This window comes from Chelativorans sp. M5D2P16 (assembly GCF_034427935.1).
In the GTDB taxonomy this organism is placed as follows: domain Bacteria; phylum Pseudomonadota; class Alphaproteobacteria; order Rhizobiales; family Rhizobiaceae; genus Chelativorans.
Genome location: NZ_JAXQNM010000008.1, coordinates 64,363 through 79,220, shown reverse-complemented (window position 1 = coordinate 79,220; position 14,858 = coordinate 64,363). Strand labels below are relative to the sequence as shown.

Annotated in this window: 12 protein-coding genes; 7 read left to right on the top strand and 5 right to left on the bottom strand. The window is 64.9% G+C overall.

Annotation, left to right across the window (positions count from 1 at the left end):
• The first annotated feature begins 61 nt into the window (after window positions 1-61).
• Complete coding sequence (locus tag SIN08_RS03330) at window positions 62-1,939, top strand: ABC-F family ATP-binding cassette domain-containing protein (RefSeq protein ID WP_322450096.1); 1,878 nt, start codon at window positions 62-64, stop codon at window positions 1,937-1,939.
• Window positions 1,940-1,954: 15 nt separating this feature from the next.
• On the opposite strand, the gene SIN08_RS03325 is transcribed toward SIN08_RS03330, so the two are convergent.
• Window positions 1,955-2,404: a DNA polymerase III subunit chi gene (locus SIN08_RS03325; protein ID WP_322450095.1), complete on the bottom strand. Its 450-nt coding sequence runs from the start codon at window positions 2,402-2,404 to the stop codon at window positions 1,955-1,957.
• Window positions 2,401-3,900 carry a leucyl aminopeptidase gene (locus tag SIN08_RS03320; protein WP_322450094.1) on the bottom strand — a complete coding sequence of 500 codons (1,500 nt, stop codon included), beginning with the start codon at window positions 3,898-3,900 and terminating at the stop codon, window positions 2,401-2,403. The genes SIN08_RS03325 and SIN08_RS03320 overlap by 4 nt, the downstream gene beginning before the upstream one ends.
• A 274-nt stretch (window positions 3,901-4,174) precedes the next feature.
• On the opposite strand from SIN08_RS03320, the gene lptF reads away from it, so the two are divergent.
• The 6 genes from lptF to rsmA all read left to right on the top strand — a co-directional run bounded on the left by lptF (window position 4,175) and on the right by rsmA (window position 11,712).
• A complete protein-coding gene (lptF, locus tag SIN08_RS03315; RefSeq protein ID WP_322450093.1) occupies window positions 4,175-5,374 on the top strand; it encodes an LPS export ABC transporter permease LptF in 1,200 nt (399 codons plus the stop codon).
• Window positions 5,371-6,456, top strand: a complete 1,086-nt coding sequence (gene lptG, locus SIN08_RS03310) for an LPS export ABC transporter permease LptG (RefSeq protein ID WP_322450092.1) — start codon at window positions 5,371-5,373, stop codon at window positions 6,454-6,456. The genes lptF and lptG overlap by 4 nt, the downstream gene beginning before the upstream one ends.
• On the top strand, window positions 6,457-8,814 hold the full coding sequence (locus tag SIN08_RS03305; RefSeq protein ID WP_416208008.1) for an LPS-assembly protein LptD: 2,358 nt from the start codon (window positions 6,457-6,459) through the stop codon (window positions 8,812-8,814).
• Window positions 8,815-8,907: 93 nt separating this feature from the next.
• Complete coding sequence (locus SIN08_RS03300) at window positions 8,908-9,843, top strand: peptidylprolyl isomerase (protein WP_322450091.1); 936 nt, start codon at window positions 8,908-8,910, stop codon at window positions 9,841-9,843.
• A 19-nt stretch (window positions 9,844-9,862) separates the two neighbouring features.
• Window positions 9,863-10,888 (top strand): 4-hydroxythreonine-4-phosphate dehydrogenase PdxA, encoded by a 1,026-nt coding sequence (pdxA, locus tag SIN08_RS03295; RefSeq protein WP_322450090.1) that lies wholly within the window; start codon window positions 9,863-9,865, stop codon window positions 10,886-10,888.
• On the top strand, window positions 10,885-11,712 hold the full coding sequence (gene rsmA / locus SIN08_RS03290) for a 16S rRNA (adenine(1518)-N(6)/adenine(1519)-N(6))-dimethyltransferase RsmA (protein ID WP_322450088.1): 828 nt from the start codon (window positions 10,885-10,887) through the stop codon (window positions 11,710-11,712). Before pdxA ends, rsmA begins: the two co-directional genes overlap by 4 nt.
• Before the next feature lie 102 nt (window positions 11,713-11,814).
• Here rsmA and gmk read toward each other — a convergent pair whose 3' ends face one another.
• The 3 genes from gmk to mltG form a co-directional block, all read right to left on the bottom strand.
• Window positions 11,815-12,426 carry a guanylate kinase gene (gmk, locus tag SIN08_RS03285; RefSeq protein ID WP_322450516.1) on the bottom strand — a complete coding sequence of 204 codons (612 nt, stop codon included), beginning with the start codon at window positions 12,424-12,426 and terminating at the stop codon, window positions 11,815-11,817.
• A gap of 50 nt (window positions 12,427-12,476) precedes the next feature.
• Entirely contained in the window at window positions 12,477-13,364 is an 888-nt protein-coding gene (locus SIN08_RS03280; protein ID WP_322450086.1) for a YicC/YloC family endoribonuclease, read from the bottom strand.
• 242 nt (window positions 13,365-13,606) lie between these two features.
• Window positions 13,607-14,797 carry an endolytic transglycosylase MltG gene (gene mltG / locus SIN08_RS03275; RefSeq protein WP_322450085.1) on the bottom strand — a complete coding sequence of 397 codons (1,191 nt, stop codon included), beginning with the start codon at window positions 14,795-14,797 and terminating at the stop codon, window positions 13,607-13,609.
• Window positions 14,798-14,858 lie beyond the last annotated feature (61 nt).

Here is a 14,858-nt window from a genome sequence, read left to right as displayed (position 1 = left end):
TTTGCGCGGATGAGAAAAGCGGGCTTGCATCCCGGTCTGGCCTCGGCCTAAACCGCGCGTCATGCTCACAATCAATGATCTCTCACTGCGCGTCGCCGGTCGACTTCTCATCGAGCAGGCCTCGCTCACCCTGCCGGCGGGCACGAAAGCCGGACTGGTAGGCCGCAACGGCACCGGCAAGACGACGCTTTTTCGCGCGATTACCGGAGAGCTTTCACCGGAAACGGGCGCGATCAGCTATCCCAAGGGGACGCGCATCGGGCAGGTGGCGCAGGAGGCGCCCGGTACCGAGGACCCCCTGCTCGAGATCGTTCTCAGGGCGGATACCGAGCGTGAACGGCTGCTGCGCGAGACGGAAACGACGAATGACGGCCACCGCATCGCCGAAATCCACGCCCGGCTCGCCGACATCGACGCGCACTCGGCAGAGGCGCGCGCGGCCGCCATCCTGTCCGGACTCGGTTTCGACACGGAGGCGCAGAAGCGGCCGGCCTCCTCCTTTTCCGGCGGCTGGCGCATGCGCGTTGCGCTCGCGGCCGTGCTTTTCGCCGAGCCCGACCTGCTATTGCTCGACGAGCCGACGAACTATCTCGACCTCGAAGGCACGATGTGGCTGGAAAGCTATCTGGCGCGCTATCCGCACACGGTGCTGCTCATCAGCCACGATCGCGATCTCTTGAACAACGCGGTTTCCTCCATCGTGCATCTGGAAAGGCGAAAGCTCACCTTCTGGCGCGGCGGCTACGACCAGTTCGCCCGCCAATATGCGGAGAAGGCCGAGTTGCAGGAGAAGATGCGCACCAAGCAGGAGGCGCAGAAGAAGCATATGGAAGCCTTCGTCGAGCGCTTCCGCTACAAGGCGTCGAAGGCGAGGCAGGCGCAGTCCCGCCTGAAGGCGTTGGCACGGCTGCAGCCCATCGCCGCGGCGGTGAACGAAAACGTGATGCCGTTCCGCTTCCCCAATCCGACCAAGGAAGTGGCCTCCCCAATCGTGGCGATCGAGCGTGGTGCGGTCGGCTACTCGCCGGGAAAGCCGGTCCTGAGGAATCTCGACCTGCGCATCGACAATGACGACCGCATCGCCCTTCTCGGCGCGAACGGCAACGGCAAGTCCACCTTCGCCAAGCTGATCGCCGGCAGGCTCGGGCTCGACACCGGCACCATGACCCTGGCGCCGGGGCTGAAGGTCTCGATTTTCGCCCAGCACCAGCTCGAAGATCTGAGGCCGGACGAGAACGCCCATCAGCACGTGCGCCGGCTGATGCCGGACGCGCCGGAGGCCAAGGTGCGGGCGCGCGTCGCGCAGTTCGGCCTGTCGACGGAGAAGATGGACACGCCCGCGCGCGATCTTTCGGGTGGCGAAAAGGCGCGCCTCCTTATGGGACTCGCCGCCTTCGAGGCGCCGCATCTGTTCATCCTCGACGAGCCCACCAACCATCTCGACATCGACAGCCGCGAGGCGCTGGTGGAGGCGCTCAATTCCTATGACGGCGCCGTGATCCTCATCAGCCACGACCGCCACCTGATCGAGGCCTGCGCCGACCGTCTGTGGCTGGTCGACCGGGGCACCGTGCGCCCCTACGAGGGCGATATGGAGGACTACCGGGCACTGACGACCGGCGGCACGAGCCGGAACCGGGAAAAGCGCGAGGCCGAGAAGGCCTCGAAGGCCGAGCGCCGCCGCGAAGGGGCGAAGAAGCGCGCCGCACTGGAGCCGCTCGCCAAGGAGATCAAGGCGACGGAAGGGCTGATCGAGCGCACGCGCAGGCGCATCGAGGCGGTCGAGGCGCAGATGGCCGACCCCGGCCTCTACGAACGCGACCCCGGCAAGGTCTCCAAGCTCGCCAAGGAACGCGCCGAACTTGCCCAGTTGCTCGACCGGCAGGAGGAAAGGTGGCTCACGTTGTCGGGTCAGTACGAGGAGGAGATGGCGGGATGACCCGGCTTGCGGTTCTCACGCCTTCCTCTCCCACCGCCGGTCCGGGCCCTGCTGCCAGTAGGTGACGGCGTGGCCGGCCGCCTTCATGGCCTTCCAGTGGGCGCGGGCGGCCTCGAGTTGCATCGCGTCATGGCCGTCGAAGAGGAAAACGCAACGTTCATAGCCCTCTAGCGCGCCGGGCTCGGCCCCGTCGACGAAGAAGCGGATGGTCGCGCCGTTGGGATTACCGGGACCAGAGGTGAGCAGTACCGGCTGCTCGGCCGCGGTCGCCTCCCCGTCGGTGCCGTGCGGCAGGAAGCTTTCGTCGCGATAGGTCCAAAGGCGCGTGTCAAGGGCGTCACGGCGTTCCTCGCCGGATGACTGCACGGCAACCCGCCAGCCCCGCTCCAGGCTTTTTTCCAAGAGCGGGGGCAGCGCCTCCTCCAGCGTGGATTCGGTGAGATGGTAGAAAAGCGCTTCCATCACCCCTCGTAGTGGTCGGCCACCAGCCTGTCGAGGAGGCGCACGCCGTAGCCGGAGGCCCAGGACTGGTTGATCTCACTGGCCGGCGAGGCCATCGCCGTGCCGGCAATGTCGAGATGCGCCCAGGGCGTCTCCGCGACAAAGCGCTTCAGGAACTGGGCGGCGGTGATGGCGCCGGCATGGCGGCCTCCGCCGGTATTCTTCATGTCGGCGTTCTTGGTGTCGATGAGCTTGTCGTATTCCGGGCCCAGCGGCATGCGCCAGAGCCTCTCGCCAGTGGCGTTTCCGGCGGCGGACAGCCGTTCGGCCAGCGCGTCGTCGTTGCAGAACATGCCGGCCTGGAAATTGCCCAGCGCGACGAGGACCGCGCCCGTCAGCGTGGCGAGATTGACCATGAACTGCGGCTTGTGCTGCTCCTTGCAGTACCAGAGCAGGTCGCCCAGTACGAGACGCCCCTCCGCGTCGGTGTTGATGACCTCGATCGTCTGCCCGGACAGGGAGGTGACGATGTCGCCGGGGCGCTGCGCATTGCCGTCGGGCATGTTCTCCACCAGCCCGATGATGCCGACGGCGTTGGTCTTCGCCTTGCGGGCGGCGAGCGCGTGCATGAGGCCGACGACGGCCGCCGCACCGGCCATATCGCCCTTCATATCCTCCATTCCGCCGGACGGCTTGATGGAAATGCCGCCGGTGTCGAAGACGACACCCTTGCCGATGAAGGCGACCGGGCTTTGCTTGGCTTTGCCGCCCTTCCACTGCATTACCGCCACGCGTGGCGGGCGGACCGAGCCCTGGGCGACCGCGAGCAGCGCGCCCATGCCGATCTCGCGCAGATCCTTCTCCTTCAGGATGGTGACCTCGACACCGAGCGACTCCAGCTCCTTCGCCTTTGCGGCGAACTCCACCGGCCCCAGCACGTTGGCCGGCTCGTTGACGAGATCGCGCGCCAGAAGCGCGCCCTCGCCAACCGCGGAAAGACCGGCAAAGGCCTTTTTCGCGGCGGCAGGATCGGCGCATTGAATGGTGAATTTGGCCGGCTTCGTGTCGCCCTTCTTCCCGCCATCGTCGTCCTTGCGGGTCTTGTACTTGTCGAAGGTGTAGGAACGCAGCAGAAGGCCGAGCCCGATCAGCGCAGCGTCGCGCCCGGTGGCCTCGGCGCCGGCCACCTCCGCGACTACAGTCACGTCCTTGGCCTTCTTCGCGGATGCAGCGGCCATGCCGCCGATTTTCAGCCAGGCCTGTTCATCGAGTTCTGCCGTCTTGCCCGCGCCGACCACTGCGATGCGATCATAGTCGGTTCCCTGGGGTGCGAGCGCCTCGACGGTGTCGGCCAGCTTGCCTTTGAAATCGGCTGCCGCGAATGCCTTCGGGAGAATTCCAGCGGGGTCGCACGCCCGAGCCGCCTCGCCCAATGCACCTCCCTCTGGCGCTAGCACGATGACGCTCCCCTTTTTCGGCGGGGAAAGCTTCGCGAAGGCGACGGTCGGTCTCTCGGTCATGGGGTTTCCTGTCTCGATGGGAATCTTCTTGCGCGGATGGCGCGATCTTGGCGTTTTTCGGAAAGATGACAAGAGGGCGGCCGCAATGCAATGGTCGCAGCATGCAACCAATCATTAACCGCGTTCCTTACCGCGCGGTTAAGCGTGTGCGCGACACACTGGCACGGGGACATTTTCCGCCGGTCCTTCCAAAGCGGAGAGACAGTGTTGTACAGCGTGGCACGCGGGTGCCCCAAGGGCCTGTGGCGATCAACGGGAAGGACGGTTTCCGCCCATGAGAGTGATGGAGTACTATATCCTGCGGCGCACCCTGGCGATTTTCGCCGCGGCGCTCGCATGGGTGCTCGTCATCGTGTGGACCACGCAGGTGCTCAACCGGCTGGATATCGTGACGAGCAACGGGCAATCCGCGGCCACCTTCTTCGCCGTGGCGGCGCTGGCGCTGCCGGCGGTGATTCCGATCATCATGCCGTTCGCCATCGGCATTGCCGTCGCCCATACCCTGGCGACCATGAATGCGGACTCCGAGCTGGTCGTCATCAACGCCGCGGGAAGTCCACGCAGCACCATCATCCGCCCGATCCTCACGATCGCCATCATCTCGAGCATCGCCGCCTTCGCCATCAACAACACGCTGGAGCCCTTCGCGCGCCAGGCGCTGCGCCAGACGCTGGCCAGCGCCAATGCGGACCTGATCGCCACCCTGGTGCAGGAGGGAACCTTCCAGAAGGTGGATGACGGGATCTTCGTGCAGATTTCGGAACGGCGGGCCGACGGACAGCTCGGCGGCATTTTCGTCGTGGACACGCGCGCGCCGGACATGAAGCTTGTCTACCACGCCCGCCGCGGCGCCACGGTCGAGCGGGAGACGGGCAGCGTTCTCGTGCTCCAGGACGGGGAGATCCAGCGCCAGTCGGGTAGCGGCGACGTGTCGATCATCCGCTTCGAGTCGCTGCCGATGGACCTGTCGCAATTCACCAACGGCTCCGACCGGCCGACGCTCTACCCGAAGGACCAATACCTGCCTTATCTCCTCAACCCGGACCCGGAGGACAAGTTCTTCGCCGAATATCCCCAGGCCTTCCGGGCGGAACTGCACATGCGGCTGTCGGAGTGGCTTTATCCCATCGTCTTCGCCCTGATCGGCATCGCCGTCGCCGGCGACGCGCGATCCTTCCGCGAGGCGCGGCTGCACCCTTTGGTGACGACGCTCGCCATCGGGCTCGCCGTGCGCTGGGCGGGCTTTTACGCCGGCAACGAGGCGGAATCGGTGCCGTTCTTCTCCTTCATGCTCTATGCCGTGCCGATCGGCACGATCATCATTTGCATCGGCTTCATCGCCAGCAACCGCGTGATGGAATTGCCGACGCACTGGGTGGAGCGGCTGAGCGCGCGCTTCCAGCGCGACCGCGAAGCACTTGCCGGATTCGGCGCGCGCACCGCACGCCGCTTCGGCCCGAGGGGACGCGCATGATCGGACTGACCCTCGGCAGATACTTCCTGCGGCGCTATGCCGTCATCACTGCGTGGAATTTCATCGGCGTGGCGGCGCTGGTTTTCATCGTCAGCTTCACCGAGATCGCCGGCCGCGCCGCCGGCCTCGAAGGCTACTCCGCGCAATGGGCCTTGGGCCTTGCGGCGCTGCAACTGCCGATCATCATGCAGCAGGCCGTTCCCTTCATCGGTCTGATCGCGGCGATGGCCACCCTCATCAGCCTCAACCGCAAATATGAGCTGGTGATCGCCCGGGCGGCCGGCATCTCAGCCTGGCAGTTCCTGGCACCCATCGCGCTCGGGGCTTTCCTCTTCGGACTGCTTTCGGCCCTGGCTCTCAACCCCATCGCCGCCGCCGGCTTCTCCAAGGCGCAGGCCGTCGAGGCGGAGGTGCGCGGCGCCGACACGCCGGCCAACACGCAGAACGAACGCTGGATCAAGCAGCGCACCGACGCAGGCGAAACGGTGATCGGTGCAGAGAGCGCCCTCGATGGAGGGACCGAGCTGGTACGTCCGACCTTTCTGATCATGGACGAGGAGGGACGAATCGCTCAAAGGCTCGACGCGCGCCGCGCGTGGCTTCGTGACGGCTATTGGGAGCTGCGGGACGTGACGCGGCGAGAAGGAACCAGTGCGCCGGAGCAGGTCGAGACGGTGAGTGTCGCCACGAATTTACGGCCCGAGCTGGTCGGCCAGCAGCTCACGCAGCCGGAGGCGGTGTCGATCTTCGAATTGCCGAGCCGCATCGAGGTGGCCCGTTCTTTCGGTTTGCGCGCCAACGCCTTCGCCACGCACTTTCACTCACTGGTGACGCTACCCGCCCTGCTCGTGGCCATGACGCTGATTGCCGCAACAGTCTCCATGCGGTTCACCAGGATGGGGCAATCGGCGGCGGTGATTCTGGGTGGAATCGTCGCCGGCTTTCTGCTTTATGTGGTTTCGGTTCTCGTGAAGGCGTTCGGCAGCGCCGGCTTCGTCCCACCTTTCATCGCTGCATGGACACCTGTTTTGGTTGCAATGTTTTTCGGGGTCACTTTCCTGTTGTTCAAGGAGGACGGATAGTTGGGGGGAGCGGTAGACAGGGGCCGCGGAACCAACCGCTTGACGCGCCGTTTGCGCGCAAGAGCGGGCGTGGCGATCATTGCCCTGGTTGCGGCCGCTTCGGTCGCCGCCGCTCAGGTGGACGGCTTCGGCGAGCGCGACCTGCCCGAGGACGCGCAGATGCTGCTCAGCGCCGATACCCTCGTCTATGACAACGACCGCAATACGATCACCGCCGTGGGCGGGGTGCAGATCGAGTATGCCGGCAACCGTCTGGTCGCTCAGCGCGTCACCTACGACCGCTCCACCTCGCGGGTGATCGCCAGCGGCAATGTCGAGATCATCGAGAGCGACGGCAACCGCATCTATGCCGACCAGATCGACGTCACCGACGATTTCAGCGATGGCTTCGTCGAGGCGCTCAGGGTGGAGACGATCGACGAGACCTATTTCGCGGCCGAATCCGCCGAGCGCGCCGGCGGCAGGGTCACCACCTTCAACCGGGGCGTCTACACCGCCTGCGAACCCTGTGAGGAGCGCCCCGATCGGCCACCGCTGTGGCAGGTCAAGGCGCGGAAGATCATCTGGGACGGCGAAGCGAAGACCATCCGGTTCGAACGCGCCCGTTTCGAGTTCTTCGGCGTGCCGCTCGCATTCCTGCCCGCTTTCGAAATCGCCGACCCAACGGTGGAACGCAAGTCCGGCTTTCTCATGCCGAGCATTTTGGGCGGCAGCGAGCGCGGATACGGCGTAAAGGTGCCCTATTATCTGGCGCTTTCGCCGACCTATGACCTGACGGTCGCGGTGACCCCTTATTCCAAGCAGGGCTTCCTGGGCGAAGCGGAATGGCGCCAACAGTTCAACAACGGTCGGTACAATCTCAAGATCGCCGGCATCTCGCAGCAGGAGCCGGAGGCCTGGGAAAACTGGGAAGTCGACCGGCTCCAGGAAGAGCGCGGGATGATCGGCTCACAAGGCCATTTCGACATCAATCCGCGCTGGTCGTTCGGCTGGGACGTCCTGGTGCAGTCGGACAAGAACTTTTCCCGGACCTACGAGATCGAGGGGTTTGACCAGGCGGTGCACCGCTCCGAGCTCTACCTGATCGGCCTCGACGACCGAAACTATTTCGATCTGCACGCCTACCACTTCCACGTCCAGGAAGACTCGATCGGCGGCCGGCATGCGAGCCAGCCCTGGGTTTTGCCGAGCTTCGACTATTCCTACACCCCCGACGAGCCGCTGGCGGGCGGCGAACTGAACCTGGACGTGAACGCCCAAGGGCTCTACCGCGACGAAGGCATGTACAACCCCACCAAGCTCCAGGGGCTCAAAGGCGACTCGGCGCGCCTCACCGCGCAGGCCGAATGGAAGCGTTCCTTCGTGACGGACAACGGGCTGGTGCTCACACCGATCCTGCACGCGCGCGGCGATACCATCCACGCGAACCTCTCTCCCGAGGCGGTGGGGCGTATCGAGAATTTCACCATCGACGGCGCGCAGACGCGAAGCGACATCCGCACCTCCTATTACCGCGCCATGGCCACGGCCGGGCTCGAGGCGCGGTGGCCGGTCCTGTTCTCCACGGCCAGTTCGACCCATGTGCTGGAGCCGACCGGGCAGATATTCGTACGTCCGGACGAGCCCTATCATGACAAACTGGGCATTCCGAACGAAGACGCCCAGTCGATGGTGTTCGACGCGACCACGCTGTTCGAGCGCGACAAGTTTTCCGGCTACGACCGCATCGAAGGTGGGACGCGCGCCAATCTCGGCATCCGTTATTCAGGCCGCTTCGGCGACGGCTGGACGGCGCACGGCCTGTTCGGCCAGTCCTATCATCTGGGCGGCGTGAACTCCTATGCCTCTGCGGACCTGGTGAACGCGGGCGCCTACTCCGGACTCGAGACCGACATTTCGGATTTCGTCGGCCTCGTCGGGATCACGACGCCAAGCGGCCTCTCGCTCTCGGCAGGCGGGCGCTTCGACGAGGAAACCTTCGCGTTGCGCCGCACCGACCTGCGCGCCGGAGCGACCGTCGGACCGGTCACCGCCAATGTGCAGTACGCCTTTATCGAGGCGCAGCCGCTTTACGGTTTCGATGAAGACCGCCGCGAGGTGAGCGGGGGAACGTCCGTGCGTCTACACGAGAACTGGCGCGCATTCGCCTCGGGAACCTATGACCTGGAAAAACAGATCATGGTGAAAAACTCCTTCGGCTTTGCCTATGACGACGAGTGCTTTATCTATACAATGCGTTTCAGCCAGGAACGCGACCGTAACAACGGGGAACAGGAATTCAGCTTCGGCTTTAACATCTCCCTGCGCACTCTGGGCGAGTTCGGCACGGCGCCCGGCGCCTTCGGGCGAACCAACTAGCCGATAACGTCATGGTTCTGCCCAGCATTGCGGCTAAGGGAGAAGAAAATCGGAGCTTGTAGTCGGTTAGATATGAACAACCAGGTCAGAACAATGCGACGGACAAGGATCCGCCTGTCTGCCGCCTTCATCTGCGGGGCAGCCGCTCTCTTCAGCGCTACAGCAGTGCCGACCACGCCCGCCGCGGCGACGGAAGTCCGCTGGGTGGTCAACAACCAGGCAGTGACGAGCTACGACATCGAGCGCCGGGCCGCGCTTTTGCGGCTGATGCGACGCGGCGGCAACGTCAATGAGCTTGCAGCCGAGGAGATGGTCGAGCAGACCCTGCGGCAGCAAGAGATGGCGCGGCTCAACGTTCCCGTGACCGACGAAATGGTCGACAACGCCTACAACAACTTTGCCTCGTCGAACAACATGACGGTGGCGCAACTCGACCAGATCCTCGCCGAATCAGGGGTTACCAAGCAGCACTTCAAGGATTTTATCCGTACCCAGATCGGCTGGGGCCAGGTGGTGCGGGCTCGGCAGCGCTCCTCGGATTCCCTGACGGAGCAGGATGTCGTGCAGCGCATGCTGCAGCAGGGCGGCCAAAAACCGACCGCCATGGAATATACGCTGCAGCGGGTGATCTTCGTCATTCCTTCCGGCCAGCGGTCGGCCCTTCTTGCCAAACGCAAACGCGAAGCGCAGTCCATGCGCGACCGCTTTCAGGGGTGCGAGAACACGGTGGAGTTCGCCAAGGGTCTGGTCGACGTAACGGTGCGGGACATGGGCCGAGTGCTCGGGCCGGAACTGCCGGCGGAGTGGAAGGAACAGGTCGCCAACACCAGTCCTGGCAACGCCACGCCGGTGCGCGAGACGGAACACGGCGTGGAGTTCATCGGCGTGTGCAGTGCCCGTCAGGTCTCCGACGACCATGTCGCCAAGCTCGTTTTCGAGGATCAGGAAACGGGCGACGAGACGATGGAGCAGCTCTCGGAGCAGATCATGACCGAGCTGCGGGAGCGCTCGCGCATCATCAAGCGCTGAGCGCGCCGGTAAAGCCCTGGTGAGCGGACCGCCCCCCCATCCACTGGCAGTCACCATCGGCGAGCCCGCCGGGATCGGTCCGGAGATTCTGATTGCCGCGTGGCAAAGCCGTTCCGAGACACTGCCGGCCTTTTACGTGCTGGGCGACGCCGCACTCATTGCCGCGCGCGCGCGGCGGTTGAAGATCGACGTTCCAATCGCCGAAACGACGCCCGAAGAAGCCACCGCGCATTTCGGGTCGGCCCTGCCGGTGGTGGCGTTGGAAAACCGGCTGGAGGATGCGCCGGGAAATCCCTCCGGCGCCAATGCAGCCGGTGTGATCGAGGCGATCACGCGCGGCGTGGAGGACGTGCTCGGCGGGCGCGCGGCGGGTCTCGTCACCTGCCCCATCGCCAAGAAGCCGCTTTACGACGCCGGCTTCCGCTTCCCCGGGCACACGGAGTTCCTCGGGCATCTCGCGGAGAAGGCGGCCGGCGTGCCGGCGACGCCCATCATGATGCTGGCCGGACCCGAATTGCGGACCGTTCCCGTCACGGTGCACCAGCCATTGAAGGAGGTGGCGGCAAGCCTGACCCGGGAGATGGTGGAAAGGGCTGGCGAAATCGTCGGGCGGGATCTGGCGGAGCGCTTTGCCATCCCCTCTCCCCGGCTCGCGGTCGCCGGTCTCAACCCGCATGCCGGCGAGGGCGGCGCGATGGGCAGCGAGGACGCCGACATCATTGCCCCGGCCATCGCCGCACTGCGCGAAAAGGGCTTCGACGCCTTCGGGCCCCTCCCAGCCGACACGATGTTCCATGCGGCCGCGCGAAGAAAATACGACGTTGCCCTGTGCATGTATCACGACCAGGCGCTCATCCCGGTCAAGACGCTGGCCTTCGACGAAACGGTGAACGTCACGCTCGGCCTGCCCTTCATCCGCACCTCCCCCGACCACGGCACCGCCTTTGACATCGCGGGCAAGGGTCGCGCCCGCCCCGACAGCCTGGTGGCCGCCATCAGGCTTGCGCGGCAGCTGGCGGACAATGCCGCGCGAAACAGCCGATGAGCATGGACGGCCTGCCGCCGCTGCGCGAGGTAATCCAGCGGCATGGTCTCTTCGCCAAAAAGGCGCTGGGCCAGAATTTTCTCCTCGACCTCAATCTGACCCGCAGGATCGCGCGCGTCGCCGCACCTCTCGAGCACGCAACCGTCATCGAGGTGGGGCCGGGTCCGGGCGGGCTGACGCGCGCGCTGCTGAGCGAGGGCGCGGCAAGGGTGGTGGCTGTCGAGCGAGATGAGCGCTGCATCGCGGCTCTCGAGGAAATCGCGGCGCACTACCCGGGGCGGCTGGAGATCGTGGCCGACGACGCGCTGGCGGTGGATTTCGCCCGCCTGGCTGTGGGAGCCGGGCCGGTGAAGCTGGTTGCCAACCTGCCTTACAATATCGGCACGGAGCTGCTTATCCGCTGGCTGACGCCGGAACGCTGGCCGCCCTTCTACCAATCGATGTCTTTGATGTTCCAGCGCGAGGTCGCCGAGCGCATCGTCGCCCCGCCCGGCAGCCGACATTATGGCCGGCTCGGCGTGCTTGCCGGCTGGCGAACGGATGCGCGTATCGCCTTCGACGTCTCACCGGAGGCTTTCACGCCCCCGCCGAAGGTCACCTCCTCCGTCGTCGAGATCGTGCCGAAAAAGACACCCCTGCCGGTCGAGGCGGGGAAGCTGGCACGGGTGACGGAAGCCGCCTTTGGCCAGCGGCGCAAGATGCTGCGCCAGAGCCTGAAACGCCTCGGCGGCGAGGCGCTCCTGGCCGCGACCGGGATCGACGGGACACGGCGGGCGGAAACACTGAGCGTCGGAGAATTCGTGATGCTGGCGAATGCGCTTTAAGGGCAGGTGAAGGTCTGGGCTGGTCAGCGCCCTATTCGCTTTGCCGAGTAGCCGCGCCTCGACACGGTTGAACCGGCTATCCGGCCCCGCACGGGCCGTTTCTCACTCCGGCTTTTCCTCCAGCAGGCCGGCGACGAAATCGAACAGCCCCGGCCGCCGGTCGCGGCGCAGGCGCTCCGCGGTGACGATTGCCTGAACAGCCTTGAAAGCGCGCGTCAGGTCGTCGTTGACGATGACGTAGTCGTAGTCGCGCCATTGCTCGATTTCTTGGCGGGCGTTCTTGAGGCGCGTTTCAATGACGTTGTCGGGATCCTCGGCGCGCCGTTTCAGCCGCGCCAGAAGCTCGCGGATCGTCGGGGGCAGGACGAAAACGGACACGATGTCGCCGCGCATCTTCTCGCGCAGCTGTGCGGCGCCCTGCCAGTCGATATCGAACAGCATGTCGCGGCCGGCAGCGATCGCCTCCTCCACCGGCTTGCGCGGCGTGCCGTAGAGGTTGCCGTGCACTTCGGCCCATTCGAGGAGTTCATCGCTGTCGCGCAGCATCTCGAATTCGCGCTGGGTCTTGAAGTGGTAGTGCACGCCTTCGATCTCGCTAGCCCTGCGCGGCCGCGTGGTCACGCTGACCGACAGGGCAAACTCCTTGTCCTTCTCGAGAAGATTGCGCGCGATCGTCGACTTGCCGGCGCCGGAAGGCGAGGACAGGACGAGCATGATGCCCCTGCGGCGAATGCCGGCGGAGGGAAGATCCGGTTCCACGGTCGCTACTCCAAATTCTGCACCTGCTCCCGGAACTGATCGACGACCACCTTCAGTTCGAGGCCGATCGCCGTCACCGAAGCGGCATTCGACTTGGAGCACAGCGTATTCGATTCGCGGTTAAATTCCTGCGCAATGAAATCGAGCTTGCGCCCCACCGGGCCGTCTGCGGCAAGCAGCGCACGGGTGGATGCGATATGGGTCTTCAACCGGTCGAGCTCCTCACGGATATCCGCCTTGGTGGCGAGAAAGGCAGCCTCCTGATGAAGCCGGTGCTCGTCGAGCGTCGGGGCGGCGTCCATCAACAACCGTACCTGTCCCTCGAGGCGGGCGCGAATGGCGGCCGGCTCGCGCGCGGAATCGTCTTCGGCTTTCCGGACGAGGTCCTCGATCGCGCTCAGGTGGCCTTCCAGAACGGCCGCCAAGGACGCACCCTCCTCGGCACGGGCCATGGCAAGGTCCTCCAGCGCCGCATCCAGTGCCTTGAGCGCCAGGGCGTCGAGCCGGGCGGTCACCGTCTCGTCGGCGCTCGCGTCAGGCAATTCCATGACCCCGCGCAAGGCGAGCAGCCCGTCGGCGGTGGCGGGTGCTGTGCCGTAGTCCCTGCACAGGCGGTCGGCCAGGGCCGCGACCTCGGCCAGAAAGGCCTCGTCGACAACCGGCCGGCACAACGCCTCACCGCGGCTGAGCGAAAGATTGGCGTGAATGCTGCCGCGGGAAAAGCACTTCGCGATGCACGTCCGCGCCGGCTGTTCCAGCCGTTCGAGGCCATGGGGAAGGCGCAGGCGCGCTTCGAGGCCGCGGCCATTGACGGATTTCAGCTCCCAGGTGACCGCCGCGATTTCGTTTTCGAGCACGGCTCGGGCGAACCCCGTCATGCTTTGTCGCTTCATGCTTTTCCTGCCGCCTTTCCAGCGGTACCCCGCACCTAGAGCAGAGAGCGCTCACATTCGTTCGCTTGGCTGCTCTATCTGTTTGTTTTCGCCGCATATGTGCCACGCCAAGTGATTCCACTTGGCTGCAAAATGCTCTAGAACAAGTTCACCGTTTCACGGAAACGGTGAACTGATCCAACCATATGATCCACACAACTCCGGACGGAAGACCGGCTTCCACTTTTTCCTGGAATTGCTCTCTAGTCAGAGGCGTTCTGCCCGTCGCCCGCGTTTCCGGCCGGCTCCTTCTCTTCGGCCTCTGCAGTTCTCTGTCGTTCGATGTCGCGCCAGCGGGCAACGTTCTCGTTATGCTCCTCAAGCGTCTCGGCGAAGACATGCCCGCCCGTGCCATCGGCAACGAAATATAGCTCATCGGTAACCGACGGATTGGCGACCGCTTCCAGTGCCGCGCGCCCGGGATTGGCAATCGGCGTGGGCGGCAACCCGTCGATCAGATAGGTGTTGTAGGGCGTTTCCTTCTCCAGGTCGGAGCGGTAGATGGGTCGCTCGGCCGGTTTTCCCTTGCCGCCGAAAAGACCGTAGACGATCGTCGGGTCTGACTGGAGCCGCATGCCGCGCTCTAGCCGGTTGAGAAAGACGGCAGCCACGCGCGGACGCTCGTCCGCAATGCCGGTCTCTTTCTCGACAATCGAGGCAAGCGTCACGAATTCCTGGATATCGTCAATTGGAAGGCCTTCCGCGCGGCGCTCCCAGATGCTCTCCACCAGTTCTTCCTGATGGGCGTGAAGCTTTTCGATCACTTCCTTGCGCGAGAGGCCACGCGTAAAGCGAAGCGTATCGGCGGCGAGGCTCCCTTCCGGCGGCAACTCCTCGGGCAATTCGCCGGAAAGTTCTTCCGTATTCGCCACCCGCTCGAACACCTGTTCGACCGTAAGCCCTTCGGGGAGCGTCAGCGAGTAAAGGACGGACTTGCCGCTCTCGAGAAGCTTCATTATCTCGTGCATGGATGCGCCGGCCTTGATCTCGTACTCACCCGCTTTGAGGTTGCTGTCCGCATCGTAGGCGCGAACGCCGAGCAGGAAGATGCGCGCGTCGCTGATGAGGCCTCGCCTCTCGAGCATATCGGCGATCTCGCGCACGCCCGTATTGGGGCGAATCATGACCGTCTCGGTGGTGGTCGACGGCCCCCGGCCATCAAACTCGCGCTTGCCGAAATAAAATGCCGCACCGGCGACGACCACCAGGAAAACGACGCAGGACAGGACGAAGTTCATGAACACGACGAACTGGTTGCGCGAGCCACGGGAGCGCCTGGGCGGCGGGGGCGTGCCCTTCTGAGGCCGGAGCACCTCGTGCGATGATCTGGCGGCGATCGGCCGTTTCGGGCCTTCGCCGTTCCTCTCGCCCAAGTTATCCGAATTTCCGCTCATCGCGTTCAAACGGCTCCCTTCCGTTAGACGGAATCACCAATAGAGTGATACACAATGCGTC

What these genes read in the sequence shown, in the direction of transcription:
- mltG (WP_322450085.1), bottom strand. Translation starts at nt 14,797, where the DNA reads ATGAGCGGAAATTCGGATAACTTGGGCGAGAGGAACGGCGAAGGCCCG.
- SIN08_RS03280 (WP_322450086.1), bottom strand. Translation starts at nt 13,364, where the DNA reads ATGAAGCGACAAAGCATGACGGGGTTCGCCCGAGCCGTGCTCGAAAAC.
- gmk (WP_322450516.1), bottom strand. Translation starts at nt 12,426, where the DNA reads ATGCTCGTCCTGTCCTCGCCTTCCGGCGCCGGCAAGTCGACGATCGCG.
- lptF (WP_322450093.1), top strand. Translation starts at nt 4,175, where the DNA reads ATGAGAGTGATGGAGTACTATATCCTGCGGCGCACCCTGGCGATTTTC.
- SIN08_RS03300 (WP_322450091.1), top strand. Translation starts at nt 8,908, where the DNA reads ATGCGACGGACAAGGATCCGCCTGTCTGCCGCCTTCATCTGCGGGGCA.
- lptG (WP_322450092.1), top strand. Translation starts at nt 5,371, where the DNA reads ATGATCGGACTGACCCTCGGCAGATACTTCCTGCGGCGCTATGCCGTC.
- SIN08_RS03330 (WP_322450096.1), top strand. Translation starts at nt 62, where the DNA reads ATGCTCACAATCAATGATCTCTCACTGCGCGTCGCCGGTCGACTTCTC.
- rsmA (WP_322450088.1), top strand. Translation starts at nt 10,885, where the DNA reads ATGAGCATGGACGGCCTGCCGCCGCTGCGCGAGGTAATCCAGCGGCAT.
- SIN08_RS03320 (WP_322450094.1), bottom strand. Translation starts at nt 3,900, where the DNA reads ATGACCGAGAGACCGACCGTCGCCTTCGCGAAGCTTTCCCCGCCGAAA.